This is a genomic window from Achromobacter sp. SLBN-14 (assembly GCF_006715415.1).
Lineage (GTDB): Bacteria > Pseudomonadota > Gammaproteobacteria > Burkholderiales > Burkholderiaceae_B > Achromobacter > Achromobacter mucicolens.
This window is the reverse complement of the sequence record NZ_VFNE01000001.1, coordinates 1,118,732-1,144,572: the sequence shown is the minus strand read 5'-3', so window position 1 is coordinate 1,144,572 and position 25,841 is coordinate 1,118,732. Positions and strand designations below refer to the sequence as shown.

Below are 25,841 nucleotides of genomic sequence, written 5' to 3'. Positions count from 1 at the left end.
GGCGCGGCGTAACGTCGCGCCCCACCGCTTTCAACAGGAGGAAACATGAAAAAAATCTATTCCAAGCTGGCTGGCGTTGCCGCGGCGCTCGCGTGTGTCGTGGCCGGCCCCGCCCAGGCCCAGGCCCAGGCAAACGGCTATCCCACCAAGCCCGTGCGGCTGGTCGTGGGCTACGCGCCGGGAGGCACGACCGACATCAGCGCCCGCATGATCGCGGACGTGCTGGGCAAGGAATTTGGCCAGACCTTCGTGGTCGAGAACAAGCCGGGCGCCAACAGCAACATCGGCGCCGAGACCGTCGCCCGCGCGCAGCCGGACGGCTACACGTTCTTCGTGGGGTCTATCTCCACGGCGATCAACCAGTCGCTGTACTCCAAGATGTCCTATGACGCGCTCAAGGACCTGGACGCGGTCGCGCTGCTGAACGTGGTGCCCAACATCCTCGCGGTCAACGCGAACGTGCCGGTCAAGACCGTGCAGGAATACATCGAGTACGCCAAGAAGAATCCCGGCAAGCTGACCTGCGCCTCGCCCGGCAACGGTTCGTCCGCCCACCTGGGCTGCGAGCTCTTCAAGATGAAGACCGGCATCGACATCCTGCACGTTCCGTACCGCGGCAGCGGTCCGGCCGTGGCCGACCTGCTGGGCGGCCAGGTGGACTCCATCTTCGACAACCTGCCGCCGCTCCTGCCGCACGTGCGCGCCGGCAAACTGACGGGCCTGGCCGTCACCACCGGCAGCCGCGTGCCGTTCGCGCCCGAGATCCCGACCATCGCCGAGTCCGGTGTGCCGGGCTTTGACGTGGCGGCCTGGTTTGGCCTCTTCGCGCCCGCCGGCACCCCGCCGGAGATCGTGCAGAAGGTCAACGCTGCCATCAACAAGGCCCTGACCTCCGATTCCGCGCTGGCCGCCAGCTACCAGACCAACGGCTTTTTGCTTCCCCCGCCGCCCAACACCCCGCAGGCGTTCAAGGCATTCATGGAAAGCGAAACCCGCAAGTGGGGCGACGTGGTCAAGGCGACGAATCTGCAGATCAACTGATCGGCGGGGCAGGGCGCGAGGGCAGCGATGACCCTCGCGTCATCCGCTTCACGGATAAAGCGGGACGGCTTTCCCGCTTTCAAAATTACGTGATAGAATGCTCGACTTTCCAGCAAGGTTCGCCTTGTTGGAGTGGTCAAGCCGACGTGGTGAAATTGGTAGACACGCTATCTTGAGGGGGTAGTGGCGAAAGCTGTGCGAGTTCGAGTCTCGCCGTCGGCACCAAGAAATTCCTCGCAATGAACCCGCATCTCTCTTTGAGGATGCGGGTTTTTTGTTGTTCAGACGGCGCCGGGCTCGGCATCAAGCTCCGCCGGGCTCGGCACTCCATCGGCCGGCTCCGCCTGGCTCGGTTGCATCCCCGCCGTCGTCCTCGCCGACCGCCCCGGTGACATCCCCCTCGATCCGCTATCCGCCTGCTTGTCCTGACGGCGCGATCCCGATCCCCTTGTGACTCCCCCGTCCGTTTCCCGATCTCCTCCGCAAACCGCTCACGCGCTGGGCGCGCGCGCTGAAGCCCCCCGACCTGTCACAAGCGGGATACAAATAACGCTTGAAATGTGCTTAAAAATAACCATGTGTTACCATCGCACCCGATCTATGTAACCAAGTATTTGAATTAACTACAAGGAGAGCAGGATGCGCCGCATGGGGTGGGTGGGAAAGGGGGTGCTGGTTGCGGCTGTTGCCGTGCTGTCAGGTTGCGCGGGAACGCGGACCGTAAGCGAGAAAGACGCTTCCATCCATCTCGCCGCGTCGGATTACCAGGCGTATGCCGCGCGCTACCTGGACGCGAAGGGCCAACCGACGTATGACCCGGCCAGCCTGCTGGACGCGCTGGAAGCGGGCAAGGCGTTCAACGACGCCGGCATGTGGGCCCTGAGCCGCGACGCCTTCAACGCCGCGGCCACCCAGCTCAACTGGAAGGAAGACACGGTGGAGACGCCGGCCGAAGTCGCCAACCTGATCGGCACGACCCTGACCAGCAGCGCGTTTGGCGCCTATCAGGGCAAGATCTACCAAGGCTCGCTCGTCGACTACTACCAGGCCATCAACCATCTGATGCTGGGCGACGAGAGCAATGCCCGGGTGGACTTCAACCGCTTGCAGGTTCGGCAGGGCAACGCGCAGACCCAGCTCAAGGCCTATTCCGATACCGTCAACGCGTCGGTGAAGACCGGTCTGGCCGACGAGAAGAGCGAAGGCGCCAAGAAAAGCCTGGGCGAAGTGGGCCCCAAGATCGCCGACGGCGTGAAAGATCTGCCTAGTGGATTGAAGTCGTCGAAGATCCGCCTGTCAGCGGGTGACGCCATGAGCGCCGTCTTCCGTGCGACATCCTCGTCCTCGTCCGACAAGCGCTCGAACGTGTCCCGGGACATGTTGAAAAGCGCCAACGCCGCCAGCGCCACGCGCGGCGGCAATGCGGTCCTTGCCTACCTGAGCCGGGAGCTGCAGCAGGGCAAAGGCGTGTTGAAGAACAAGGTCATCGTGCTGTACGAAGACGGCGTCGGACCCGGGTTCAAGGAGTTTCGCATTGACCTGCCCCTGTTCATCGTGAGCGACAAGGTCACCTATAGCGGCATCGCGCTGCCCCAGTTTGTGCGCGGACAGGCCGCCTACGGCAGCCTGAAGGTGGGTTCGGGCAAGACGCAGCAGGAAACCGCAGTCCTGACCGACCTGAACGAAGTGGCCGGGCTGGAGTTCGATGCCGGCTACAAGGGCGTGGTGGCCAAAGCCGTGATTTCCACGGTCTTGAAGACCACCGCCCAGGCCGCTGTGAACCACCAGATCGACAAGCAGAAGGCGGATCCGCTGGTGGCCGGGCTGCTGAAGCTGGGAACCGGCGCCGTGCAGTACGCCTTGACCAAGGCGGATGTTCGCGCCTGGGCCAATCTGCCTGACACGCTGCAAATGGTGGTGGTCGACCGCCCGAAAGACGGTCTGCTGACGCTGGCCGCCGCCCAGGGCGAATCCCTTGCACAGATCCCGCTGCAGGAAGACGTCAATACGCTGGTGCTGGTGAAAGCCTCCGGCACGGCCGGCAAGCCGGCTGTGTACGTGCAGCCGCTGCCGGCCCAGGCGCCGGTCACCCAAGCTGCCGCGCCGGTGAAAGTTGCCGGTGGTCTCTGACATGCGGCCGCTTGTTCAAGGATTGGCCATCGTCCTGTTGGCGGCGGTTGCTGGCGGGGTGCAGGGGGAAACACGTGGGCCGCTCGCGGCGCCCCGGGTCATCACCTGCGACATGACACTGGCCCCCGAAACGGCGCTTCAGGTCGTGGATGAGGCCAGCCCGCAAGGGGCGGCGGTGGAGGGCGCGGCGTTGATCGACCTGCGCAACGGCATGAAGGCGGTGCAGTTCTCTGTCCGCAACGCGCGCGACCCCCAGCCCTTCGGCGTCATTCTGCGCGTCCGATACGCGGTCCAGTGGTTTGACGATTGCGGGCGCCGCGTCGTCAACGGCGCCCAGGTCGTCGATGGCCTGGCGTTGGACCCTCGGCGTCAGGAAATCATCCAGTCCACGGCCATGGATCCCCTGGCCACGCGCGCCATCGTGCGCATATACGTTGAAAACTGAGCATCAAACATCCATGAAAAAGCATCTCTCATCGCCCTCCTGGCGCTGTCGCTGGCGGGCTGCCAGAACATGGCAGTGGTTTCCAGCAACCCGAATGGCGATCTCAGCCGCACCGGCCAGCCGGGCATGGTGTCCTTCGGTCTGCAGAACACGGATTTTGAATACGCGTCGAAGAAGGCCGTGCAGGAGTTCCTGGAATCGCCCTACGCCAAGAAGCCGGGCGGCGGCCGTTGGGTCGTGCAGATGGGCGAAGTGGTCAACGACACGACGTTCCGCATCGACACCGCCAGCATGACCTCGCGCATGAAGATCGCGCTGACGAAGACCGGCCAATTCATCTTTACCGGCGCGACGGGCGCCGAACGCACGGACTTCGTGAAGGACTCGCGTCAACTCAGCAAGTCCAAGATGTTCAACCAGAAGACGGTCGCCCGTAACGGCACCGTGGTCGCGTCCGATCTGGAAATGGGAGGCGCGATCCGTCAGCGCACGGTGGTCGACGGGGCGCAAAAGCAGCAGCAGCTGGAGTACGAATTTGATTTCCGCGTGGTTGAGCGTGATACCGGCCTGGAAATTTTCCAATCCCTGATCCCCATCGAGAAGCTGGGGCCGAATCAGAATTTCGCTTGGTAAGAGGCCGCGTCATGTCCAAATTCACCCCGATCGTCCTGGCGTTGTCCCTGCTTGCCGCAGCCGGCACACCGATGCAAACCGCGCTGGCGCAAACCCCGGCACAACCCGCAGCACAACCCGCAGCACAGCCCGCAGCGGGCGCGCACGCCGTGACCCCCGTTCCCGGCCAGGCGCCGGAGGCGCTGCTTGACAAGGCCACGGGCGCCAATGCCATGGGCGATGAGCCCGTCCAGAGCTACGAAGACTGGGTGGCCGAGTTCGAAGAGCAGTTCGGCCAGGCGATGGGCAAGGCCCAGGATGGGCGAGTCTTCTACGCCGGCTTTGCGCCGCTGTCGGTCGACAGCGCAGCCAATCCGCATTACGGCACGCAGTTGGCCCTGGCCTACGAGCGCGCCGTGTTCGACATGCAGGCCGATTACATCCTGTCGACCTATGGCCGCCTGACCACCCAGACGATCCTGACGCGCTTTGAGGACCAGTCCAGCAACAAGGACGTCTTCGATCCGGTGGAGCTTGAAGCCGCGCTGAAAGCCGGTGGTGGACGCTTGGAAGCCTTGATCGACAAGGCGCTGACGCTGCTCGACAAGAAACTCGATAACGCATTGGTCGAGGAAGGCGTCCCGGCGGAGGACGTCAAGAAGATGACCGTGGAACAGAAGAAAACGCTGTTCAAGGACAATCTGAGCAAGAGCGTGACCAAGTCGGCATACCAGAACATGCAAGGCCTGGTGCCGGTGCAGACGCGAATCTTCTCGCAAACGGCAAATGGCAAGAAGGCCATGCTGGTGGCGGTGATCGCGGTTCAGTCCGAAAAGACCCGGCAATTTGCGCAGGACATTGCGCGCAAGCGGCCGACGCTGGTCAAGGGCGACCCCAAGGTGCTCAAGGACCTGCTGCCTGCCAATGAAAAGGGGTATCTGAACGAGGTTGGCCTGCGATTCACCTACGACGAGGCCGGTCGTCCGATGCTGCTGTCCTACGGCCGCGCATCGGTGCCGATGGACCCGAGCTGGAGCGCGTCGCGCGCGATTCGCGCCAAGCAGACGGCACAGGATATCGCGCAGGCGATGGCCGAGGCGAACATCGTTGCCTTCATGAACAACAACATCCGGATCTCCGAGAACACGGAGATGGGCGATGTCAACGAAGACCTGGCCCGCCAGGTTACCGAGATCGAGAACGGCAAGGTTGGCCAGAGCCAGCAGATCAAGGAACAGATCGCCGAAACGATCCAGAAGCGGTCGCGCACCGGCACGGCGTCGGCAAGCGGCGAATTGCGCGGCACCAGCGTCGTCAAGCGCTGGTCGACGCAGGACGGCAACGGCGTCGAACACGTGGGAACCGTGGTGGGGTGGACGTACGGGCAATTGGAGAACGCCAACGCCATCGACGCGCAGATGCGCGGGCGCGGCAATGGCGCGCAGCCGAACGGCGCGGCCGCCATGGCGACCGACCAGAACCGCTCGTCGAAGTCCATCAACAGCAAGCATGACTTTTAACGGCGGTTGACCGCCCCTACAGGATCACTGCATGAAAGCCATTCTTTCGACCCTGCTGGTTTCGTTGGCAATTTGTCTTGGCCTGATGCCGAGCGCCCAGGCGCAAGTCACGGAGGCCACTGTGACGGCCGATGGCCAGGGCATGAGCCGCGAAGAGGCCATTCAGGCCGCGCTGGTCAGCGCGGCCGGGCAGGCGTTTGGCGTGCGCTTGTCGGCGCAGTTCATGACGCAGAACGTGTCTGTCGATGCGTCCGTGGACAATCAGGATCATTCCACGGTCGTCAGCGCCATGAACAAGAACATTCGCCAGACGCTCAATACGCCGCAGAATGCGCCGATACTCGGTTACGACGTCAACAACGTGGCTGAGTTTCCGGGCCGCGGCTGGGAAGCCACCGTCACGCTGCGCTACGCCAAGTACGAACGCCTGGGCGCGGATAGCAACCGCCGCAGCGTGGTCGTAGTCAGCAACAGCAGGCAGTTCCGTCCTCAGTTGATCCAGACCGTCGGCGAATCGCTGGTGGGCACGCGGCGCTTCGATGTGCTGAATCGGGAAAACGACAGGCTCTTCCAGGATGAGAAGGAGTTCATCCTGGGCGACGCGGCGGCCAATCCCGAGGTCGCCCGCCTGTCGCAGGCCAGTGGCGCCGATTATCTGGTGGTGGCCCAGTTGCAGAGTCTTGGCGTCAGCAACAACCAGCGCGAAACCATTGCCATGACGGGCGAAGTCCTGGTCAACAGCAGCGCCAGCGGCACGCTGCAATTGCAAGTGATCGAGTTCTCTTCCCGCAAGATCAAATGGTCGGGGTCGCAGAAGTTCGGCGGCAACTATGCGGGCGCCACCAGTGTGGGCGCCGATACCCTGAACAAGCTGATCGGCGGCGCCGCCGACAAGCTGGTTGCCCGCATGGTGGATGCGATCTATCCGATGCAGGTCATCAAGGTGATGGGCGATACGGCCATCATCAATCGCGGAGAAGGCGGCATCGCGGCGGGCGACACCTACGCGGTCTTCCTGGTGGGCGAAGAACTGCGCGATCCGCAGAGCGGAGAATCGCTGGGGGCGATGGAATCCGAAGTAGGGCTGGGGCGCGTCACGGAGGTCAAGCCCAAGTTCTCTTTCCTGAAGATGGCATCGGGCACCCTGAGCGAAGGCGGCAGTTACATCGTGCGCAAGACCGACAAGAAGGTCCAGGCGCCGGCGGCCGCCAGGCCCGGCCCGAAGCGCGCATCGGCCGCTGCCGAGAAATCCCAGGCCCCGGATCGCGCTAACGTGTTCCTCAATAATTGAGGCGTATCGGCCAGCCAATCCGGAAAATGTTTCCGGATTGGCCTGGAAAACAGATTTCCATGTTGGGAAACAATCGGCCGCCGCCCGGGATCGTCTAGGAAACCGGGCCCATTCCGGCGAAATCCGCGGGTCGGCCGTGCCAAACGCGCGCTTGTGCGCGGGCAGATGCCCGCATACCATATGGCCACCACGCGCCTGCGCCATCCTGCATCCGTTCGTTTGGATAGAACGGTTCGCCGCGCTACCCCGCAAGTTTTCAACGACACAGTGCAGCAGTCGTCTCCAGAGATTGCCATGCTAAATGCGTCCGTCCGGCGCGATATTGCCGAACTGACCCCGCTACCGAATGAACTGAGCGTCCTGCCACGGATGACGTTTCATGCCGCGTGGGCGGCCAGTCCCTTCGACGTCCTGGACTTGAGACCGCTCTCGATCGCCGCGGCGGGCAGCGAACGGGACGTGTATCTGCACCCGGCCGACAGCTCGCTGCTCATCAAGATCATCAATGGCGCGCGCCGCAGCCAGCCGGACCGCAAGCGGGCCTGGTACAAGCGCTTTCAGCGGGATGACGCCCACCGGGTGTTCATCATGGAGACCGTCGAGTACATCGCAACGTCCGCGCGGCAAGGGGCGCAAGTGGGCAATGTGCTCATGGCGCGCATCTTTGGCCTGATGTTGACCTCGAAGGGGTTGGGGCTGGTGGTCGAGCGCATCGTGGACGCTCACGGGAACCTGGCGCCCACGCTGAAAGAGGTGGTGGCGCGGCACGGGTTTTCCCCAGAACTGCGGCATCGCGTGCATGACTTCATCATGGCGCTGATCGATGCGCACGTCATCTTCAACGACGTCAGCGCCAGCAATATCGTCGTGGGCTTCAATGCCGAAGGGCGGGAAGGCCTTTATCTGGTGGACGGCTACGGCTCCAAGCAGCTGATTCCCGTGTATTCGTGGAGCAAGGCGCTCAATGGCCGGCGCATCCTGCGCCGCTACGACACGATGACGAAAAAGCTGCTGGCCGCGAGCGCGCGCCGCCTTTAGGCGTTTAGGCGCTTAAGCGCTCAGCCCTTCAGTCTGTCCGGCACGTCGTCCATGTCGCTGCACACCGCCAGCACCTCGGCCGGCTTTCTGCTCAGCGACAGATACACATGCCCGATACTGCTGTCGAAGTATGCCGATTCCAGGCGGTTCAGCACGACGCTGTCGCCATTTTCAAACTGGATGCGGACCTTGCCCGACAGGACCACGACGAATTCCTGCCCGGGATGGCGGATGTAGTCCTCGAATTCCACCACCTTGCGCGAGTCGATCATGGCGACCATCGGCAGCATCTTCTTGCCGGGGTATTCGCCCATCAGCAGGCGGTAGTGATAGTTCTCGGTGATGTAGTCGCGGGCGTCGCTGAGCCGGTTCTTGACGAAGGTGGGGGCAACCGCGGCCTGCGCGGCGTCGCGCAGCATGAACATGCGGGTCATGTCGATGTCGAGCGCGCGGGCCAGGGCGGCGAATTTCTCGTAGCTGAGGGCGATCTGGCCGAGTTCGGCCTTCGATAGGGTCGATACCGCGATGCCGCTGGCCTTGGACAGCGCCTGCAAGGTCATTTTCCTGGCCTTGCGCTCGGCGCGCAGGCGGGCGCCCATTTCTTCCTTGCCCACGATCTCGGGCGGGGATGTGTTGCCGGTTGGGGCCATGTAGCGGTCTGGCTGATAGGGTTGAAGGCAGGGGCAGGGCCCGCAAGCCCCGCCGCGTGTAGCCGGATTGTAAGGGGTGGGCCGGATCAGGCGGGCGGTTGGGCGCCGGTGCGTTCGACGATCATCCGGTAATGCTCGGGCCGGCGGTGGGCGGCGAAATTGAAGATGTTGGCGCGGTAGTGATCCGACACCGACAGGTCGCAGACGAAATTGATGACCTCGTCGTCCTCGGAAAAGGTGCGCACCATGATTTCGCCGGTGGGCGCGACGATGCAGGATCCGCCGATCATCGGGTTGCCTTCCTCGACGCCGGCCTTGGCCGCCGCCGCCACCCAGCAGGCGTTCTGGTAGGCGCCGGCCTGCAGCGACAGCAGGTGATGGTGCATGCGCAGGTGGATCGGCTCGTTCCATTGCACATAGCCCGACGGCGTGTTGTAGCCGGCCATGACGACCTCCACGCCCTGCAGGCCCATGACGCGAAAGGTCTCAGGCCAGCGGCGGTCATTGCAGATGCACATGCCGATGGCGGCGTCCGGGGTCTGCCACACGGGAAATCCCAGGTCGCCGACGGCGAAGTACTTCTTTTCCAGGTGCTGCAAGGGCGCGCCGTCGACAGCCTGCGCGTCGCCGGGGATGTGGATCTTGCGGTACTTGCCCACGATCTGCCCGTCGCGGCCCACCAGGATGCTGGTGTTGTACTGCGCGCCGTCCGCGAGCTCGGCATAGCCCAGGTAAAAGCCGATGCCCCTGTCGCGCGCCGCGTCGAAGAGGGGGCGGGTCAGCGGGCCCGGCATCTCGGTCTCGAAAAATTCCTGCACTTCGCGGGGATCGTCCAGGGACCAGCGGGGAAAGAAGGTGGTCAGGGCCAGTTCCGGAAACGTCACCCAGGCGGCGCCGCGGCTGTGGGCGTCTTCCAGCAGGTCGATCAGACGGCGCACGACTTGCACGCGGGTGTCGCTGCGCTGGACGGGGCCCAGCTGCGCGACGGCAAGGTGGAGCTTGCGGGCGCTCATGCGCCGCTCCCGGCGGCGGTCCGGGCCAGGACGCGGCCGGCGTGCTGGCCGGTGAAGGCCTGCTCCTCCCAGACGGGCGCGCCGTTGACGTAGACAGAGTGGATGCCGGCCGCGCGTTCGGTGGGGCGTTCGAAGGTGGCGGCGTCCGCCACGGTGGCCGGGTCGAAGACCACGAGGTCGGCAAAGTAGCCGGGCTGCACCTGCCCGCGCTCGGCCAGGCCGAACTTGGCGGCGGTCAGGCCCGTCATCTTCCAGACGGCGGTTTCCAGCGGGAACAGGCCCAGGTCTCGCGAATAATGGCCCAGCACGCGCGGGAAGGTGCCCCACAGCCGGGGATGCGGGCGCTCGTCGTGGGGCAGGCCGTCCGAGCCGATCATGGTCGGGCCGAACTTGAGGATGCGCTGCACGTCGGGCTCGTCCATCATGAAATAGATGGCGCCGGCCGGTTGCAGGTCCGGGACCACGTCGTACTTGGACTTGCCGCGTTCGGCGGCCACTTCGTCCAGCTCGCGGCCGCTGAGTTCGGGGTACGGCTTGCACCAGGTGATGATGGTTCGGCCGGCCAGCAGGACGCGGTCCTGCTTGAGCATCGTGGATCCGGCCACGTAGGGGTAGGCGTCCAGCGAGACATCCTGCTTGGCCATCGCGGCTTCGATCAGCGGCAGGGTTTCGGCGGACCGCCCGAAGTTGGGCTGGCCCATGACCTTGTGGTGCGAGATTACGACGGGCACGTCCAGTTCGCGGCCGATGCGGAAGGTCTCCTCCAGCGCTTGCACGATGTGTTCGCCTTCGTCGCGCATGTGCGTGGCGTAGATGCCGCCGTGCGTGTTGAGCGGACGGCAGACCTCGATGATCTCCTCGGTGGTAGCCTGGGCCGCGGGCGGGTAGAACGTGCCGGTGGAGATGCCGATGGCGCCGCTGGCCAGCGCATCGTCGGCCAGCGATTGCATGGCCTGCACTTCGTCGGGCGTGGCGGCGCGCTGCAGGTCGGACATGACGGCCGCGCGCAGCGTCGAATGGCCGACCATGCAGGCGGCATTGACGGCGGCGGGCGTGGCGCGCAGCGCATCCAGGTAGTCGGAGAAACGTTCGAAGCGGTAGGAGCCGCCTTCGTCCAGCAGGTCCAGCGGCGCGGGCGGGCTGGCGTGGGCGTGGGCCAGCGGCGCCAGGCTGATGCCGCAGTTGCCGGTGACGACGGTGGTGACGCCCTGCGAGATCTTGGGCGTCATGTCGCGGCGTTTGAGCAGGTAGTTGTCGTCGTGCGTGTGCGAGTCGATGAACCCGGGGGCCACCACCTTGCCCGATACGTCGATGCGGCGGCGCGCGGCGCTGCCACTGAGGTCGCCCACGGCGGCGATGTGGTCGCCGCGCACGCCCACGTCGGCGCGCTGGCCCGGGGCGTTGGTGCCGTCGATGACGGTGCCGCCGGCGAGGATGTAGTCAAACGGGGTGGCGTCGGGCTGGGACATGCGATTCTCCGGCAAGGTGGGATCAGGCAATGGTGGGATCAGGCAATGGTGGGATCAGGCAAAGTGGCAGGCGACCTGCTGTTCGGCGGCGACCTGGCGCGGCTGGGGCGTTTCTTCGGCGCAGCGCGGCTGCGCCATGGGGCAGCGGGTACGGAACGCGCATCCGGACGGGGGCGACAGCGGGCTGGGGATTTCGCCCTTCAGCACCTCGACGGGGTTGCGCTCCCCGTGACGCGCGGACGGCACGGCCGCCAGCAGCGCCCGGGTGTAGGGGTGGGCCGGACGGTCGAAGATCGCATCGCGGGTGCCGATCTCGACGATCTTGCCCAAATACATCACGGCCACGCGGTGGCTGATGTGGCGCACGACGCTCAGGTCGTGCGAGATGAACACGTAGGTCAGGCCCAGGTCGCGCTGCAGGTCCATCAGCAGGTTGATGACCTGCGCCTGCACCGATACGTCAAGCGCCGACACGGGCTCGTCACAGACGATGAGCCCCGGGTCCAGCGCCAGGGCGCGCGCGATCACGATGCGCTGGCGTTGGCCGCCCGAGAACTCATGCGGATACTTGTCGGCGGCGTCGGGCCGCAGGCTGACGCGCGCCAGCAACTGCGACACGCGTTCGCGGATGGCCTCGCGGTCGTGGCCAAAGTTGCGCAGCGGCTCGCCAATGATGTCGCGCACGCGCATGCGCGGATTCATCGACGAAAACGGGTCCTGGAAGATGAACTGCATGCGGCGGCGCATGGCGCGCAGCTGGCTGCTGTTCATCTTGGCGAGGTCTTCGCCCTCCAGCAGGATGCGGCCTTCGGTGGGATCGGTCAGGCGGATCAGGCACTTGCCGGTGGTGGACTTGCCGCAGCCGGATTCGCCGACCAGGCTGAGCGTCTGGCCGCGGGGCACCGACAGCGAGATGCCGTCGACCGCGCGCAGCACCTTGGCGCCGCGCCCGCTGTCCACGGGAAAGTGCTTCTTCAGGCCGATGACTTCCAGCATGGGCACCGCGGTGGCGGCGGGCACGGAAGACGCGAGGGGAATGTCGTGCAGGTTCATGGCGGGTCTCATGCGTCTCAGGCGGTCAGGGCGGCGGGTGCCGGTGCGTCCTGGCGGGCCCAGCACCAGACGCGGTGGCGGGCGCCCGCGTCGGTGGCGCCGGGCGCTTCCTCGGTGCAGCGCGGCAGGGCCTCGGGGCAGCGCGCCGCAAAGGCGCAGCCGCGCGAGGCAGGTGTGCGCACCGGAACGATGCCGGGCAGCTCGGCCAGCCGCGCGGTGTGGTCCTGCCCGTCGACGAAGTCGGGCAGCGAGCGGATCAGCGCCTGCGTGTACGGGTGCTGCGGACGGTCCAGCACGTCGTCCACGCTGCCTTCCTCGACCTTGCGGCCGGCGTACATGACGATCACGCGCTGGCACATCTGCGCGACCACGCCCAGGTCGTGCGTGATCAGCACGATGGCCGTGCCCAGGCGCGCCTGGATATCGCGCAACAGGTGCAGGATCTGCGCCTGGATGGTGACGTCCAGCGCCGTGGTGGGCTCGTCTGCGATCAGCACCTTGGGCTGACAGGCCAGCGCCATGGCGATCATGGCGCGTTGCCGCATGCCGCCCGAGAGCTGATAGGGGTACTCGCGCACGCGGCGCGCCGGGTCGGAGATCTGCACCAGGTCCAGCAGCGCCTCGGCCTGCGTCAGCGCCTCGCGCCGCGACAGGCCCTGGTGCAGCATGAGCGACTCGCTGATCTGCTTGCCCACCGTGATCACGGGGTTCAATGAGGTCATGGGCTCCTGGAAAATCATCGAGATCTTGTTGCCGCGAATGGCGCGCATCGATTTCTCGGGCAGGGCCAGGAGATCGCTGCCGTCGAATTCGATGCTGCCGCTGGCGACGCGGCCGGGGGCGCGCAGCAGCCGCATGATGGACAGCGACGTGACGCTCTTGCCGCAGCCCGATTCGCCGACCAGGCCCAGGGTTTCACCGGGCAGGAGGTCGAACGAGAGCTTGTCGACGGCCAGCACGGTCGTGTCGTCGCCGTCGAAACAGGTGGTGAGGTCTTGCACGCGCAGGACGGGATTGGGTTGCATGTGCGCTCCTACAGCTTCTTGGCCAGGCGGGGATCGAGCATGTCGCGCAGCCCGTCGCCGACCAGATTGACGGCCAGGACGGCCACGCCCAGAAAGAGGCCCGGATACAGGATGATGTGGAACGCCACGGCCACGAAGTTGCGGCCTTCGGCCATGATGTTGCCCCAGCTCGGGATGTGCGGCGGAATGCCCACGCCCAGAAAGCTCAGCACGGCTTCGGTCAGGATGGCGGAGGCCGCGATGAACGTGGCCTGCACCATCAGCGGCGCAAACAGGTTGGGCAGGATGTGGCGCATCAGGATCGACGGCACCCGCGTGCCGACCGAGACGGCGGCCTCGATGTAGGGCTGCTCGCGGATGGTCAGGACCAGCGCGCGCACCAGGCGCACGACGCGTGGCACCTCGGGAATGACGATGGCGATGATGACGGTGCCCAGCCCTCCCTTCAGCGTGGCCATCAGCGCAATCGCCAGCAGCACGCCGGGGATGGCCATCAGGCCGTCCATGATGCGCATGATGACGGCGTCGATGCGGCGGAAGTAGCCGGCCATCATGCCCAGCACCACGCCGGCGGCGGTGGAGACGACGGCGACCACGATGCCGACCAGCAGCGAGATGCGGGCGCCCCAGACGGTGCGCGAATAGACGTCGCGGCCCAGCGCGTCGGTGCCGAACAGGTGTTCGGCCGAGGGCGGCTTCATGCGCGCCAGCGGATTGATTTCCTGCGGGTCGACGGTGGCCAGCCACGGCGCGGCCAGCGCGATGGCCGCGAGGATGATGAGAATCGCGCCGCCGGCGTACAGCATGGGATGGCGGCGCACCGACCGGAACGCGCGCCGCAGGCGCGGCCGCGCGGCGGGAAGGGGCAGGGTGGTCGTGTTCATGCGTGGCCTCTTCTCAATAGCGGATGCGGGGATCGAAGAGCCGGTAGCTCAGGTCGACCAGCAGGTTGATCAGCACGTAGATGCCCGAGGCCACCAGCAGCACGCCCTGGATGACCGGATAGTCGTGGCGCAGCACGGCGTCGATGGTCAGGCGGCCCAGGCCCGGGATCGCAAACACCGTCTCGGTCACGACGACCCCGCCGATCAGGAGCGCCACGCCGACGCCGATGGTCGTGACAATGGGATTGGCGGCGTTCTTGAGCGCATGCCAGACGATGGGACCGGACGACAGGCCCTTGGCGCGCGCGGTGCGGATGTAGTCTTCGGACAGGGCCTCCAGCATGGTGGCGCGCGTCATGCGGGTCAGCAGCGCCATGTACACCAGGCCCAGCGACAGACAGGGCAGCACCAGGTGGCGCAAGTAAGGCACGAGGCCATCGGCCAGGGGTTTGTAGCCCTGCACCGGCAGCCAGCCCAGCTTGATGGAAAAGCCGTACACCAGGCTGTAGCCGATCAGGAACACCGGCACCGAGAACGCGCACACCGCGCCCACCATCACCAGCCGGTCCAGCCACTTGCCGGCGTTCCACGCGGCCAGCACGCCCAGGGGGATTGCCGCCAGCACGGCGAACAGCATCGTGAAGAGCGCGATCGAGATCGTCGGGCCCATGCGCTGGGCGATGAGCTGCGAGACGGGCATCTGCGTGGACATCGACGTGCCCAGGTCGCCCGTGGCGATATGGCTGACCCAGATGACGAACTGCTGCAACAGCGGCTTGTCCAGGCCCAGGTTCTGGCGGATTTTCTCGACGTCGTCGGCGGTGGCGTTGTCGCCCGCGATCACCGCTGCGGGATCGCCCGGCGACAGGTGTATCAGCAGGAACACCACAACCGCCACGACGGCCATGACGGGTATGACGGCCGCGATGCGGCGCAGGATGAATTTCACGCTGGATTCCCCCCGGCTTGCGGCCGGGCGCGCGCGGCGCCCGGCGTCGGCCTTACGGTTTTTCGATGTTCCACATCACCGGGATGCCGGACTTGACCAGCTCGGTGTGCTTGAGGCCGCGCACGGCAAAGACGGGCTTGAACTCGCCCCACATCACGTAAGGCACCGTCTGGTAGGCGCGCGCCTGGATCTGCGCGGCGATGTCCTTGCGTTTCGCGGCGTCCGTTTCGCGGATCCAGCTGGTGCGCAGGGTGTCCAGTTCCTTATCGCAGGGCCAGCCCGGCAGGCTGTTGCCGCAGGCGGCGGACAGCCACGGGTTGGTCACCGGCGTGCTGGCGTCGAAGTAACCGCCCCAGGTCAGGAAGATGTTCCAGCCGCCTTGCGCGGGCGGATCCTTCTTCAGGCGGCGTCCGGCCAGCGAGGCCCAGTCCATGGACTGCAGGTCCACGTTCACGCCGGCCTTCTTCATGTTCTGCGCCAGCACCATGACGGCGGGAGCGCTCAGGTGATCGGTGGGGTACAGCAGCACGACCTTCTCGCCCTTGTAGCCCGATTCCTGCAGCAGTTGCTTGGCGCGGGCCACGTCCGGCTTGGCGTAGGGCGCGGCGCCCGCGTCCGTGGCCAGGGGCGAACCGCAGATGTACATGGTGGGGCAGTAGTCGACGCGGTACTTGTCCGGGTAGCCCATCGCGGTCAGCATTTCCTTCTGGCTGACCAGGTGATACAGCGCCTGGCGCGCCAGCGGGTTGTTGAACGGCGGATGCAGGGAGTTGAGAATCACCATGCCTTGCGAGGCAACCGACGTGCTCAGCGTGATGTCGGGATTGGTTTCGAGCACCGGCAGGAAGTCGGGCGTGACCTGTTCGATCATGTCGACCTCGCCGTTCATCAGCGCGGCCGTCGACGTGTTGCCGTCGGGGATGTAGACCCACTCCACGCGGTCCACCTTCACATTCTTGCCGCCCGCCAGGCCGTCCGGCGCTTCGGACCGCGGCACGTAGGCCGGGTTCTTCACGTAGACCACCTTGTTGCCGGGCACCCATTCATCCCGCTTGAAAAGGAACGGACCCGACCCGACCATCTCGGTCACCTGGGTGTTCGGATCGGTGGCCGCCAGCCGCTTGGGCATGATGAAGGGCGGCATGCCGGAGGGTTTGGACAGCGCATCCAGCACCAGGCCGAAGGGCTCTTTCAGGGTCAGCGTGAATGTGTTTTCGTTGGTGGCCGCCAGTTCCGCGCCCGCCGCCATCATGGCCTGGCCCAACGTGTCCTTCTTGGCCCAGCGCTGGATCGAGGCAATGCAGTCCTCGGCCGTCACCGGCGTGCCGTCGCTGAACTTCAGGCCCGGGCGCAGCGTGAACGTCCAGGTCTTGCCGTCCTCGGACTTGGTCCAGGTGTCCACCATCTGCGGCTTGACCTGGCCTTGGCTGTCCTGGGCGAACAGGGTGTCGAACACCATGTAGCCGTGGTTGCGCGTGATGTAGGCGGTGTTAAAGAGCGGGTCCAGCGTCTTTAAGTCCGCATGCGGCACGAGGCGCAGGGTTTTGGTCTGGGCGAGCGCGCCGGTTGCGGCGCTCATGGCCAGGAGCGCGGCGGCTCCCAGCAGGCTGAAACGTCTGATCATGGATTTCCCCTTTGTTGATTCTGGTCTGCCCGTCATGGGCGGCTTGGGTGGTTGGTCCTGGGCATCGGGTCTTACTGCTTGAACGGCCACTTGGGCAGCTGGCGCTTCACGAACGGCAGCGTGTTGAGGTCATTCGTGATGGCGCCGGGCGTCTCGACATAGATGACGTGGCGGCCTACCTTGGAGTACGAGGCGTAGAAGTGCTGCGAGGACTTCACGATGATGAGTTTCATCGCGGCGAGGTCCACGCCGAATTGGGTAAAGAGGTCGGTGCCCATCGCCTGGGTGCGCGAGGTGGTCATCACAAGCGTCACGCCGCGGGTGCGCACGACGGCAACGTCGCCCAGCAGCGCGGGCGTGCCGGCCAGGCCGGTCATGACGGCGTCGCGCTTGAGCGCCAGGATCTCGCAGTCCAGGTCCAGCGGCTGGCCAGACACCGGCGCCACCTTGCCGCCCACGCGCAGCTTGATCTGCGCGCCTTCACCGGCCTCAAAGCACAGCTGCACGGCAACCGGATCCCAGAACGGGCCGGTGGCGACATCGGTGATGCCGCGCGCCAGCACGCGTTCCAGAATGAACGTGGCATCGCTGGGCGCGCCGCCGCCCGCGTTGTCGGCCGAATCGGCCAGCACCACGGGAAATTCGGTGTGCGCCAGCGCCAGGTCCAGCGCTTCGTCGGCGCCGGGGTAGGGCGGCGCAAGCTGGTCGCGGAACCCGATGATCTCTTCGCCCAGCGTGCGCGCTAGCGCCTCGGCCTGCGCGGGGTTGCCGTCGGTATAGACCAGCACCTTCGAGCCCATGTCCGGCGTGTCGCCCCACGGAAAGCCGTGGGCGATGGACACGGACAGCACGCCTTCCTTGCCCTCCATGGCCAGCAGGCGGTCCACGAAGCTGCGCATCGGCTCGCGGCTGGTGTGCATGATGGAAATCATCTCGCAGTCGAAGACCGCGCGCGCGGGCTTGATGCGGCCCTCGGCGCGCGCCACGCACAGGTCGACCAGGTCGAAGGCGCGCTCCAGGATGTCGGTGTGGGGGTATTCCTTGAAACAGACCAGGAAGTCGGCGCTCTGGACCATCGCGTCCGTCAGGTGGCAGTGCGGGTCGAGCTCTGCGCCGATCACGGTATCGGGGCCCACGATCTCGCGCGCGCGTCGCAGCAGGTCGCCTTCGCAGTCGTCGTAGCCGTCGGCGACCATCGCGCCGTGCAGGCCAAAGAGGGCGATATCGACCTTGCCCGCGCGGCGCAGATCGTTCAGCAGCTCGTCGCGCAGCGTCTCGTAGGCGTGGCGGGTCGTGATGCCGGCCGGCGTCGCGCCTGCCGTCAGCCCTTCGATGAGGGTCCAGTCCTTGCCCGCGGCGCGCTGGCGCGCCGCCCACAGCGGACCCGAGAACATCTGCATGCGGTCCGGATGCTGGCCGGCCGGAAAGTACCCGCGCGCCCGGTAGGAGGCCAGGCCGGTCGGAATGGGAGAAAAGGTGTTCGTCTCGGTCGCCAGGGACCCGGAAAAGATCTTCATGAATGACGCTCCGCGCAAAAAGTGGGGCTTTAGGGCGCGGGCATCGGGGCGCGCGCTTGGGGGTGTCGCCCCGCCAGGCGCTGCGCCTGGCGGTGTCATGCAATCGAACGGGACAGCGTTCAGGCGGCAGGCGCCTTGGGCCGGGCGTCGCCCAGCCACGCCTGCACTTCGATCTCGACGTCCACGTCCATGGCCAGCTTGGCCTCGACGGTGGAGCGCGAGGGGAAATCGGAAGAGAAATGGCTGCGATAGGCCTCGTTGAACTGGGCGAAATGCGCCAGGTCGGTCAGCCACACGGTCACGCGCACCACGTCTTTCAGGCTTGCGCCGGCCAGGGCCAGGGTTTCCTTGATGCGCTCGATGGCGGCATGCGTCTGGGTGGCGACATCGCCGCGCACCACCTGGCCGGCGGCATCCATCGGGATCTGGCCGGACAGGAACAGGAAACCGCCCGCCTGGGTGGCGCGCGAGAAAGGCAGGGGCAGGGTGCTGGGGTAGCGGGTAATGGCGGTCATTTGGACAATCTCGGTGTCGTAGGCAATAAGGTCAGCGCAGGCGCTCGGGCCGCACGGCGTCGGCATTGACGCCATGCGCCTGCAGGTGGTCGGGAATGGGCTGGTGCGTCAGCAATGCGGCCGCCAGCTCGGACGTGGCCGCCGCGGTCTGGATGCCGTAGCCGCCTTGCGCCGCCAGCCAGAAGAACGCCGGCGTGGCCGCGTCCCAGCCCACCACGAAGTCACCGTCGCGCACGAACGAGCGCAGGCCGGCCCAGGTGTGCTTCGGGCGGCGGATGGTCAGCGACGTGGCGGTTTCGATGCGGTAGATGCCGGTGGCGACATCCAGTTCCTCGGGCACCACGTCGTGCGCATCGACCGGGTCGGCATTGGCGGGCGAGCCCAGCAGCTGCCCCGCGTCGGGCTTGAAGTAGTAGCTTTCGTCCACGCCCACCACGGCGGGCCAGTGCGAGAAATCCATGTCCTCCGGACCGCTGAAGGTGAACGCGGTGCGGCGGCACGGCTGCAGGCCGACGGGGGCGGCGCCGCACAAGCCGGCGGTGTGGTCGGCCCAGGCGCCCGCGGCGTTGACGACGGCCCGCGCGCGGATCTGCCGGCCATCGGCCAGGGTCAGCGTCCAGACATCGTTCTCGAAAGCGGCGCCCACCAGTTCGGCGTTGTTGTGCAGCACGGCGCCCTGGCGGCTCATGCCGCGCAGAAAACCCTGGTGCAGCGCATGCACGTCGATATCGCGCGCATCGGGTTCCTCGATCGCGCCGCACAGCTGGTCTTCGCGCAGGCAGGGCACGCGCTTGACGGCCTGGCTGGCGTCGATAAGGGTGACGTTTGGCGACTGGCGGTGGAAGTCTTCGAAGGCGTCCTGCAGCAGATCCTTCTGATCCGGCGTCCCGATGTACAGCACGCCGCGGGGGCTGAGCAGCGGATGCTCGCAGAAGCCTTCCGGCGGATGCTCGTAGAACGCGCGGCTGGCGCGCGTAAGCGCCTTGATCTGCGTGGTGCCGTAGGTCTCCATGAACATGGCCGCCGAACGGCCGGTGGAGTGATAACCGGGTTGGGACTCTCGTTCCAGCACCGCCACGGACGCCGAGGCGCTCAGGCGGTAGGCCACGGAGGCGCCGGCGATGCCCGCGCCGATCACGGCAAAATCGTATAGGGTTTCAGCAATCATTTTGTCGGAAGCGAGAATTCTCTTATTTGATAATTCTCGAATACGATAGTTTTTTGGCGCGGCGGGGGTAATAGGGGAATGCCCGCATCGGTGCAGAAAGCATGCAATGGGGCGCGGACGCGCGAATCGGGAACGCCGCGCGATGCCGGCGGACGCGTCAGCCCAGCTTGCCCAGCAAGCCGATCAGCTTGCGCCGCTCTGCCGCGCCCAGCTTGGCGCTGATGCGGGCGTCGTGCGCCTGAACGGCCTCGGTGATGGCGGCCAGCGCATCGTGGCCGGTCTGTGTCATGGCCAGCGCGTACGCGCGCCGGTCGTGCTCGGCCTCCTGGCGTTCCACGTAGCCCAGGTCCTGCAGCTGGTTCACGATCTGCACCGCGCCCGATCGCGCAATGCCCAGGATGCGGGCCAGGTCGGTGAGCTTGAGGTTTTCGTTCGCGGCGATCAGCGTCAACGCCGAGTACCGCTGCGGCGTGATGTCCCACGGCGCCAGCGCGGCCAGAAAGTCCTCGTAGATCAGGATCTGCGCGCGCCGGATCGCGTAGCCGACCAGGTCGTCCAGCGCGCCGTACTGAACGCCGGGCACGTGCGGATCGAAGTGTTCGCCACGGGCCGCGGGGCGGCGAGGGCGTTGGACGGATGCTCTGGACATGGGGGCGGATCGCGGATGGGGCCTCAACACTAATGCAGGCATTGTCGCCGCGCCACCGGATTGCGGGAAATCCCTCGTGCGGAACGCGGGGCGATTTTGTTATGTTGCATAACAAATAAGACCAGGAGTAGACATGCAAATCGTCATTGCCGGCGCGGGTATCGGCGGGCTGACTCTCGCGCTGATGCTGCACCGCCGCGGCATCGGCTGCCGCATTTATGAAAGCGCGCAGGAACTGCGCCCGCTCGGCGTCGGCATCAACCTGCTGCCGCATGCCGTCAGCGAGATCGAACAGCTGGGCCTGATGCCCGCGCTGGCAGAACGCGCCATCGAGACCTCGCAGCTGCACTACTACAACAAGCTGGGCCAGCCGATCTGGCGCGAGCCGCGCGGCCGCGAGGCCGGCTATCCGCTGCCGCAGTTCTCGGTGCATCGCGGCGAGTTCCAGATGCTGCTTGCGCAGGCCGTGCGCGAGCGCCTGGGTCCGGATGCCATCGTCCCCGGCATGGTGCTGGAGTCAGCCACCCAGGACGCGGACGGCGTGCAGGCCCAGTTCCGCAGCCGCGCGGACAACACGCTGCATACCGTGCAGGGCGACATCCTGGTGGGCGCCGACGGCATTCATTCCGCGCTGCGGCGCCAGCTCCATCCCGTGGGGGACGAACCCCGGTTCTCCGGCCGCATGCTGTGGCGCGCGGTGACCGAGGCGCCGCCGTATCTGGACGGGCGCAGCATGTTCATGGCGGGGCACCAGGATCAGAAGTTCGTCTGCTACCCGATTTCGGAACCGCTGCGCCGGCAAGGCCGCTCGCTCATCAACTGGATCGCCGAGCTGTCCATTCCGGGCGCGGAACTGCCCGCCACCGACTGGAACCGCAAGGTCGACAAGTCCGTCTTCGCGGACCGCTTTGCCGACTGGCGCTGGGACTGGATCGACATCCCGGCCATCATCGACGGCGCCGAGGCGATCTACGAATTTCCGCTGGTCGATCGCGACCCCTTGCCGCGCTGGACGCGCGGGCGCTTCACGCTGCTGGGCGACGCCGCGCATCCGATGTACCCCATCGGCTCCAACGGATCGGCGCAGGCCATCCTGGACGCGCGCTGCCTGGCTGACTGGCTGGATCAGGCCGTGCGCGGCAAGGCGCGCTCGGCGGAGATCGCGCTGCTGGAGTACGAAGCCGAACGCCTGCCGCGTACCGCGGGCATCGTGCTGCGCAACCGCCTGAACGGCCCCGAGCAGGTGATGCAGATGGCCGAAGAACGCGCGCCCGCGGGGTTCGCGAACATCAACGACGTGATTTCGGGCGAGGAGCTGGCGGCGGTGTCGCTGCGCTACAAGCAGCTTGCGGGCTTTGACCCGGCGGCGCTGCGCCTTGCCCGCGGAGAGAAACCATGAGCGGCGCCGATGCCATGAACGACACGCAGGCCCCCCGGCTTGAACACGTGGCCACGGTTGTGGTCGACGTGGGCGCGCCGCAGGAAGTGGGCGATACGCCGCAGGGGCGCCGCCGCGTGATCCCCATCACCGGCGGCACGGTCCAGGGACCGCGCCTGTCGGGCAAGGTGCTGCCCGGCGGCGCGGACTTCCAGATCATCCGGTCGGCCACCTTCACGGACATCCACGCACGCTACGTCATCGAGACGCCCTCGGGCGAACGTGTGTACGTCGAAAACACCGGCATCCGCACGGGCAGCGCCGAGGACATTGCGCGGCTGGCGCGCGGCGAGGCCGTCGATCCGGCGCGCATCTACTTTCGCAGCTATCCCCGTTTCGAGACGTCCTCGCCCACGCTGGGCTGGATGAACGAAAGCCTTTTCATCGGCACCGGCGCGCGCTATCCCGATCGCGTCGAGCTGCGCTTCTATCGCATTTGCTGACCCCGCGGCAGCCGCCGCGGCATTAAAAAAACCAGGAGACAACCATGCAAACGATGCTGCGCCGCCTGTTGGGCGGCTTACTGCTGTGCGTGCCGCTTGCCGCGGCCGCGCAATTTCCCAATGGGCCGGTGCGCCTGAACGTGGGCTTTCCGCCCGGCACCGGGCCCGATATCGTGGCGCGCACCCTGTCCCAGCACATGGGGCCGCTGCTGGGCGAAAGCGTGGTGGTGGAAAACAAGGTGGGCGCGGGCGGGCAGATCGCCGCGCAGACCGTCGCGCGCAGTCCGGCCGACGGCCAGACCCTGCTGCTGGGCGAGGTCGGATCGATCAGCATTTCGCCCGCCACGTACCGCAACCTGAATTACGATCCGCCGCGCGATTTCGCGCCGATCTCCGAGGTGGTGCGCGCCGACTTCGTGCTGGTCGTGCCGGCCACGTCGCCCTACAAGGACCTGGCGGCATTCATCGACGCCGCGAAAAAGGCGCCGGACCGCCTGAACTTCGCCACCTTCGGCGCGGGCACGCCGGGCCACTTCGGCGCCGAGCTCTTTGCGCGCGAGGCCGGCCTGAAGATCGAAGCCATCCACTACCGTTCGACCGGCGACGCCGTCTCCGGGCTGGTGTCCGGCGGCGTGCAGGCGGCCTTCGTGACGACCGCGCTGGCCGCGCCCCAGGTACAGGGCGGCAAGCTGCGCGCGCTGGCCACCACGGGCGCGCAACGCACCCAGGCCCTGGCCGATGTGCCGACTTTTGCCGAGCGCGGCTTGCCAGCGGTCAACTTCGGCGCCTGGTTCGCGCTGTTCGCCCCGGCCGGCACGCCCGACGCCGTGCTGACCCGCCTGCAGGCCGACAGTGCGGCCGCGCTGCGCCAGCCCGCCGCCGTGAAGACGCTGGGCGAGGCCGGCTTCGTGGTCGTGGGTTCGGACCGCCAGGCCCTGCAGGCGCTGCTGACCGCCGAATCCAGGCGCTGGACCGAGGTGGTGAAGGCGACGGGGTTCCGCGCCGACTGAATTAGCCGCCCCAACGCACGGATTTCACCCGTTTGATCTCACCGGTGGAACAGTTTGTTCCAGCCGAAGTGCGGTTGAACGGGTATTCGCGTCATGGTCCAGCCGGTAGAATGCCTCCCATCGTCATCTCTATCTACTGGTCGAAAGGTCAAAACATGAGCAACGCATATCTCGAAGCGCTCAAGCAGCGCCGCACGCAGTATTCGCTGGGCCGTAACCTGTCGGCTTCCAAGGAAGAACTGACCACGCTGATCCAGGAAGCGATCAAGCACAGCCCGTCGTCCTTCAACTCGCAAAGCTCGCGCGCCGTGATCCTGTTTGGCGCCGAAAGCGAAAAGCTCTGGAACCTGACCACGGAAGAAGTGCGCAAGGTTGCGCCGGCCGAAGGTTTCGACAAGACCGAAGCCAAGCTCAAGAGCTTTGCCACCGGCGTGGGCACGATCCTGTTCTTCGAAGACCAGGACGTGGTGCGCAGCCTGCAGGAAAAGTTTGCGCTGTACGCCGACAACTTCCCCGTGTGGTCCGAGCAGTCGGGCGGCATGGCCCAGCTTTCCGTCTGGACCGCGCTGGCCAACGCCGGCGTCGGCGCCAGCCTGCAGCACTACAACCCGCTGATCGACGCCGCCGTGGCGCGTGAGTGGAACGTCCCCGCCTACTGGAAGCTGCGCGCGCAGATGCCGTTCGGCTCGAACGAAGCCGGTTTCGGCGACAAGCCGTTCATGGACGACGCCGAACGCTTCCGCGTGTTTGGCTGATCGCCTCGGGCGCGCCGCGCGCGCCCGGCATGACCGCGGTCTTCAGGCCCGCATGGCTCGACAGAGCCATGCGGGCTTTGTCATTTTCGGGCGGCGGATGGCGCTATAGTCGACTGAGCCTGTCAACCCGAAAGGAGACGTCATGCAGACCAATGAGATCCATCGCGGCCGCCTGATCGATCACATCCAGCTTGTCGTGCGGGACCTGCCCGCCAGCCAGCGCTTTTACCAGGCAGTGTTCGACGCCCTGGAGGTGCCCATGGGCGGCACGGCGGACGACTACTTCTGGGCCGACGAACTGTTCGTGTCGACGGCCGAAAGCCAGGCCGCGCTGGGCCAGTTGACGGGACGCCACCATCTTGCGTTCCAGGCGCGCGACCAGGCGATGGTCGACGCGTTCTACAAGGCGGCGCTGGCCCACGGCGGCCAGGACAACGGCGCGCCGGGATTTCGCGATTACCACCCCGGCTACTACGGCGCATTCGTGCTGGATCCGGATGGCAACAACATCGAAGCCGTGTTCCACGGCGAAGCCCGGCGCAGCGCGCTGTCCGTCACGGTGACGTTCTGAACGGAGCGTTTCCGTGCAACTGCGCCATCTCCGGTATTTCGTGAAGATCGTCGAGGCGGGCAGTTTCTCCCGCGCGGCGGCGCTCATTCCGGTGGCGCAGCCGGCGCTCAGCCAGCAGATCGCGGCGCTCGAAGAAGAGCTGGGCGTGACGCTATTGCATCGTAGTGCGCGGGGCGCGCGTCCCACGGCCGCCGGCGCCGCGCTGTACACGGAAGCCACGTCCATCCTGAGCCGCATGGAGCGCATCCCGCAGATCGTGCGCTCGCTGGGCGGCGACATCCAGGGCGTGGTGCGGATCGGCATGTCGTCCACGCTTGCGTCGTTCCTGGCGGGCGAACTGATGGAAAAGTGCCGGGCATCGCTGCCCAAGATCAGCCTGCGCTTTAGCAGCGACGCAAGCGGCCAGCTGGGCGCCCGGATCCGCGACAGTTCGCTCGACCTGGCGCTGGTGTTCGAGGACGAGCCCACGACCGGGTTCGCGCGCCAGCCGCTGTTCCGGCAGCGGCTGTTCGTGGTCAGCCCGCGCAAGCCGGGGCGCCGGCCTTGCACCATGCGCTTCGAGCAGCTGGCCGGCATGCCGCTCATCCTGCCCGCCCACCCCAACATGACGCGCAACCTGCTGGACCGGCTGTTTTCCGAAGCCGGCATCGTGCCGCAGGTGGTCGCGGAAACCGAGGTCTTTTCGGGGATGCTGTCGGCAGTGCAGGCGGGCATCGGCCACACCATCCTGCCGCTGGGCGACTTCTCCGGCGCACCTGGGCACGCCATGGTGTCGGCCGCCCTGATCGAGCCGCCGGTCTATCTGACGGCGGCGGTCATCGCCTCCAGCGACGTGCCGCTGGCGCCGCCGGCCGAGGCGGTGCGCACGCTCCTCAGCGAATTCGTGATGCAGCACGTAGAGAAAGGGGGGCTGGCCGGCGCGGAACCGCTGGCCTCCTGACGGCCCGCTAAAAGGCCATATCGGCAGCCGATACCCGCATATCGACATACTATTTTTTTTGCCGCGCCGTCAGGCGCAAAGTGCACTCCCA

The 25,841-nt window shown here is 66.3% G+C and carries 25 protein-coding genes and 1 tRNA gene; 14 read left to right on the top strand and 12 right to left on the bottom strand.

The features are described from left to right. Positions 1 to 45 precede the first annotated feature (45 nt). From FBY20_RS05230 to FBY20_RS05195, 8 genes are all read left to right on the top strand, one after another. Complete coding sequence (locus FBY20_RS05230; protein WP_142050512.1) at positions 46 to 1,041, top strand: tripartite tricarboxylate transporter substrate binding protein; 996 nt, start codon at positions 46 to 48, stop codon at positions 1,039 to 1,041. 140 nt (positions 1,042 to 1,181) lie between these two features. Beyond that, a tRNA-Leu gene (locus FBY20_RS05225) sits at positions 1,182 to 1,266 on the top strand. 414 nt (positions 1,267 to 1,680) lie between these two features. After that, the gene (locus FBY20_RS05220) at positions 1,681 to 3,171 is read left to right on the top strand and encodes a hypothetical protein (protein ID WP_142050509.1); all 1,491 of its coding nucleotides are present in this window, start codon (positions 1,681 to 1,683) and stop codon (positions 3,169 to 3,171) included. A gap of 1 nt (position 3,172) precedes the next feature. Beyond that, positions 3,173 to 3,616, top strand: coding sequence for a hypothetical protein (locus FBY20_RS05215; protein ID WP_142050506.1), 444 nt, complete (start codon positions 3,173 to 3,175; stop codon positions 3,614 to 3,616). 69 nt (positions 3,617 to 3,685) lie between these two features. Beyond that, positions 3,686 to 4,249: a penicillin-binding protein activator LpoB gene (locus FBY20_RS05210; protein WP_142050503.1), complete on the top strand. Its 564-nt coding sequence runs from the start codon at positions 3,686 to 3,688 to the stop codon at positions 4,247 to 4,249. 11 nt (positions 4,250 to 4,260) lie between these two features. Further along, entirely contained in the window at positions 4,261 to 5,748 is a 1,488-nt protein-coding gene (locus tag FBY20_RS05205; protein ID WP_142050500.1) for a DUF6844 domain-containing protein, read from the top strand. 31 nt (positions 5,749 to 5,779) lie between these two features. Continuing rightward, positions 5,780 to 7,039 (top strand): hypothetical protein, encoded by a 1,260-nt coding sequence (locus FBY20_RS05200; protein ID WP_142050497.1) that lies wholly within the window; start codon positions 5,780 to 5,782, stop codon positions 7,037 to 7,039. A gap of 294 nt (positions 7,040 to 7,333) precedes the next feature. Continuing rightward, positions 7,334 to 8,077: a YrbL family protein gene (locus FBY20_RS05195; protein WP_174245386.1), complete on the top strand. Its 744-nt coding sequence runs from the start codon at positions 7,334 to 7,336 to the stop codon at positions 8,075 to 8,077. Positions 8,078 to 8,097: 20 nt separating this feature from the next. On the opposite strand, the gene FBY20_RS05190 is transcribed toward FBY20_RS05195, so the two are convergent. The 12 genes from FBY20_RS05190 to FBY20_RS05135 all read right to left on the bottom strand — a co-directional run bounded on the left by FBY20_RS05190 (position 8,098) and on the right by FBY20_RS05135 (position 20,593). Next, positions 8,098 to 8,727 (bottom strand): helix-turn-helix domain-containing protein, encoded by a 630-nt coding sequence (locus tag FBY20_RS05190; protein WP_056321556.1) that lies wholly within the window; start codon positions 8,725 to 8,727, stop codon positions 8,098 to 8,100. Positions 8,728 to 8,813: 86 nt separating this feature from the next. Then, the gene (locus tag FBY20_RS05185; protein WP_142050494.1) at positions 8,814 to 9,740 is read right to left on the bottom strand and encodes an N-carbamoyl-D-amino-acid hydrolase; all 927 of its coding nucleotides are present in this window, start codon (positions 9,738 to 9,740) and stop codon (positions 8,814 to 8,816) included. Then, positions 9,737 to 11,209, bottom strand: a complete 1,473-nt coding sequence (locus FBY20_RS05180; protein WP_142050491.1) for an amidohydrolase family protein — start codon at positions 11,207 to 11,209, stop codon at positions 9,737 to 9,739. The genes FBY20_RS05185 and FBY20_RS05180 overlap by 4 nt, the downstream gene beginning before the upstream one ends. A 54-nt stretch (positions 11,210 to 11,263) precedes the next feature. Next, the gene (locus tag FBY20_RS05175) at positions 11,264 to 12,262 is read right to left on the bottom strand and encodes an ABC transporter ATP-binding protein (protein WP_056321564.1); all 999 of its coding nucleotides are present in this window, start codon (positions 12,260 to 12,262) and stop codon (positions 11,264 to 11,266) included. A 17-nt stretch (positions 12,263 to 12,279) separates the two neighbouring features. Continuing rightward, positions 12,280 to 13,287: an ABC transporter ATP-binding protein gene (locus FBY20_RS05170; protein WP_056321568.1), complete on the bottom strand. Its 1,008-nt coding sequence runs from the start codon at positions 13,285 to 13,287 to the stop codon at positions 12,280 to 12,282. 8 nt (positions 13,288 to 13,295) lie between these two features. Then, entirely contained in the window at positions 13,296 to 14,171 is an 876-nt protein-coding gene (locus tag FBY20_RS05165) for an ABC transporter permease (RefSeq protein ID WP_142050488.1), read from the bottom strand. 13 nt (positions 14,172 to 14,184) lie between these two features. Further along, positions 14,185 to 15,120 carry an ABC transporter permease gene (locus FBY20_RS05160; protein WP_056321574.1) on the bottom strand — a complete coding sequence of 312 codons (936 nt, stop codon included), beginning with the start codon at positions 15,118 to 15,120 and terminating at the stop codon, positions 14,185 to 14,187. Positions 15,121 to 15,172: 52 nt separating this feature from the next. Then, positions 15,173 to 16,744: an ABC transporter substrate-binding protein gene (locus FBY20_RS05155; RefSeq protein WP_108006514.1), complete on the bottom strand. Its 1,572-nt coding sequence runs from the start codon at positions 16,742 to 16,744 to the stop codon at positions 15,173 to 15,175. 71 nt (positions 16,745 to 16,815) lie between these two features. Continuing rightward, entirely contained in the window at positions 16,816 to 18,261 is a 1,446-nt protein-coding gene (locus FBY20_RS05150; protein ID WP_142050485.1) for a M81 family metallopeptidase, read from the bottom strand. A gap of 119 nt (positions 18,262 to 18,380) precedes the next feature. Continuing rightward, entirely contained in the window at positions 18,381 to 18,776 is a 396-nt protein-coding gene (locus FBY20_RS05145) for a RidA family protein (protein WP_142050482.1), read from the bottom strand. Between the two features lie 31 nt (positions 18,777 to 18,807). After that, complete coding sequence (locus tag FBY20_RS05140) at positions 18,808 to 19,944, bottom strand: FAD-binding oxidoreductase (RefSeq protein WP_142050479.1); 1,137 nt, start codon at positions 19,942 to 19,944, stop codon at positions 18,808 to 18,810. Between the two features lie 157 nt (positions 19,945 to 20,101). Continuing rightward, positions 20,102 to 20,593, bottom strand: a complete 492-nt coding sequence (locus FBY20_RS05135; RefSeq protein WP_056321583.1) for a MarR family winged helix-turn-helix transcriptional regulator — start codon at positions 20,591 to 20,593, stop codon at positions 20,102 to 20,104. Positions 20,594 to 20,726: 133 nt separating this feature from the next. Between FBY20_RS05135 and FBY20_RS05130 the strand changes: the two genes are divergently transcribed. The 6 genes from FBY20_RS05130 (at position 20,727) to FBY20_RS05105 (ending at position 25,750) form a co-directional block, all read left to right on the top strand. After that, entirely contained in the window at positions 20,727 to 21,992 is a 1,266-nt protein-coding gene (locus tag FBY20_RS05130; RefSeq protein ID WP_142050476.1) for a flavin-dependent oxidoreductase, read from the top strand. After that, positions 21,989 to 22,474 (top strand): DUF3237 domain-containing protein, encoded by a 486-nt coding sequence (locus tag FBY20_RS05125; protein ID WP_142050473.1) that lies wholly within the window; start codon positions 21,989 to 21,991, stop codon positions 22,472 to 22,474. The genes FBY20_RS05130 and FBY20_RS05125 overlap by 4 nt, the downstream gene beginning before the upstream one ends. A 44-nt stretch (positions 22,475 to 22,518) precedes the next feature. After that, positions 22,519 to 23,484 carry a tripartite tricarboxylate transporter substrate binding protein gene (locus FBY20_RS05120; protein ID WP_142050470.1) on the top strand — a complete coding sequence of 322 codons (966 nt, stop codon included), beginning with the start codon at positions 22,519 to 22,521 and terminating at the stop codon, positions 23,482 to 23,484. A gap of 155 nt (positions 23,485 to 23,639) precedes the next feature. Next, the gene (locus FBY20_RS05115) at positions 23,640 to 24,239 is read left to right on the top strand and encodes a nitroreductase family protein (protein WP_142050467.1); all 600 of its coding nucleotides are present in this window, start codon (positions 23,640 to 23,642) and stop codon (positions 24,237 to 24,239) included. 142 nt (positions 24,240 to 24,381) lie between these two features. Next, positions 24,382 to 24,810, top strand: a complete 429-nt coding sequence (locus tag FBY20_RS05110) for a VOC family protein (RefSeq protein WP_142050464.1) — start codon at positions 24,382 to 24,384, stop codon at positions 24,808 to 24,810. A 13-nt stretch (positions 24,811 to 24,823) separates the two neighbouring features. Then, on the top strand, positions 24,824 to 25,750 hold the full coding sequence (locus FBY20_RS05105; RefSeq protein WP_142050461.1) for a LysR substrate-binding domain-containing protein: 927 nt from the start codon (positions 24,824 to 24,826) through the stop codon (positions 25,748 to 25,750). Positions 25,751 to 25,841: the final 91 nt, after the last annotated feature.

What these genes read in the sequence shown, in the direction of transcription:
- FBY20_RS05230 (WP_142050512.1), top strand. Translation starts at nt 46, where the DNA reads ATGAAAAAAATCTATTCCAAGCTGGCTGGCGTTGCCGCGGCGCTCGCG.
- FBY20_RS05220 (WP_142050509.1), top strand. Translation starts at nt 1,681, where the DNA reads ATGCGCCGCATGGGGTGGGTGGGAAAGGGGGTGCTGGTTGCGGCTGTT.
- FBY20_RS05215 (WP_142050506.1), top strand. Translation starts at nt 3,173, where the DNA reads ATGCGGCCGCTTGTTCAAGGATTGGCCATCGTCCTGTTGGCGGCGGTT.
- FBY20_RS05210 (WP_142050503.1), top strand. Translation starts at nt 3,686, where the DNA reads ATGGCAGTGGTTTCCAGCAACCCGAATGGCGATCTCAGCCGCACCGGC.
- FBY20_RS05205 (WP_142050500.1), top strand. Translation starts at nt 4,261, where the DNA reads ATGTCCAAATTCACCCCGATCGTCCTGGCGTTGTCCCTGCTTGCCGCA.
- FBY20_RS05200 (WP_142050497.1), top strand. Translation starts at nt 5,780, where the DNA reads ATGAAAGCCATTCTTTCGACCCTGCTGGTTTCGTTGGCAATTTGTCTT.
- FBY20_RS05195 (WP_174245386.1), top strand. Translation starts at nt 7,334, where the DNA reads ATGCTAAATGCGTCCGTCCGGCGCGATATTGCCGAACTGACCCCGCTA.
- FBY20_RS05190 (WP_056321556.1), bottom strand. Translation starts at nt 8,727, where the DNA reads ATGGCCCCAACCGGCAACACATCCCCGCCCGAGATCGTGGGCAAGGAA.
- FBY20_RS05185 (WP_142050494.1), bottom strand. Translation starts at nt 9,740, where the DNA reads ATGAGCGCCCGCAAGCTCCACCTTGCCGTCGCGCAGCTGGGCCCCGTC.
- FBY20_RS05180 (WP_142050491.1), bottom strand. Translation starts at nt 11,209, where the DNA reads ATGTCCCAGCCCGACGCCACCCCGTTTGACTACATCCTCGCCGGCGGC.
- FBY20_RS05175 (WP_056321564.1), bottom strand. Translation starts at nt 12,262, where the DNA reads ATGAACCTGCACGACATTCCCCTCGCGTCTTCCGTGCCCGCCGCCACC.
- FBY20_RS05170 (WP_056321568.1), bottom strand. Translation starts at nt 13,287, where the DNA reads ATGCAACCCAATCCCGTCCTGCGCGTGCAAGACCTCACCACCTGTTTC.
- FBY20_RS05165 (WP_142050488.1), bottom strand. Translation starts at nt 14,171, where the DNA reads ATGAACACGACCACCCTGCCCCTTCCCGCCGCGCGGCCGCGCCTGCGG.
- FBY20_RS05155 (WP_108006514.1), bottom strand. Translation starts at nt 16,744, where the DNA reads ATGATCAGACGTTTCAGCCTGCTGGGAGCCGCCGCGCTCCTGGCCATG.
- FBY20_RS05150 (WP_142050485.1), bottom strand. Translation starts at nt 18,261, where the DNA reads ATGAAGATCTTTTCCGGGTCCCTGGCGACCGAGACGAACACCTTTTCT.
- FBY20_RS05145 (WP_142050482.1), bottom strand. Translation starts at nt 18,776, where the DNA reads ATGACCGCCATTACCCGCTACCCCAGCACCCTGCCCCTGCCTTTCTCG.
- FBY20_RS05140 (WP_142050479.1), bottom strand. Translation starts at nt 19,944, where the DNA reads ATGATTGCTGAAACCCTATACGATTTTGCCGTGATCGGCGCGGGCATC.
- FBY20_RS05135 (WP_056321583.1), bottom strand. Translation starts at nt 20,593, where the DNA reads ATGTCCAGAGCATCCGTCCAACGCCCTCGCCGCCCCGCGGCCCGTGGC.
- FBY20_RS05130 (WP_142050476.1), top strand. Translation starts at nt 20,727, where the DNA reads ATGCAAATCGTCATTGCCGGCGCGGGTATCGGCGGGCTGACTCTCGCG.
- FBY20_RS05125 (WP_142050473.1), top strand. Translation starts at nt 21,989, where the DNA reads ATGAGCGGCGCCGATGCCATGAACGACACGCAGGCCCCCCGGCTTGAA.
- FBY20_RS05120 (WP_142050470.1), top strand. Translation starts at nt 22,519, where the DNA reads ATGCAAACGATGCTGCGCCGCCTGTTGGGCGGCTTACTGCTGTGCGTG.
- FBY20_RS05115 (WP_142050467.1), top strand. Translation starts at nt 23,640, where the DNA reads ATGAGCAACGCATATCTCGAAGCGCTCAAGCAGCGCCGCACGCAGTAT.
- FBY20_RS05110 (WP_142050464.1), top strand. Translation starts at nt 24,382, where the DNA reads ATGCAGACCAATGAGATCCATCGCGGCCGCCTGATCGATCACATCCAG.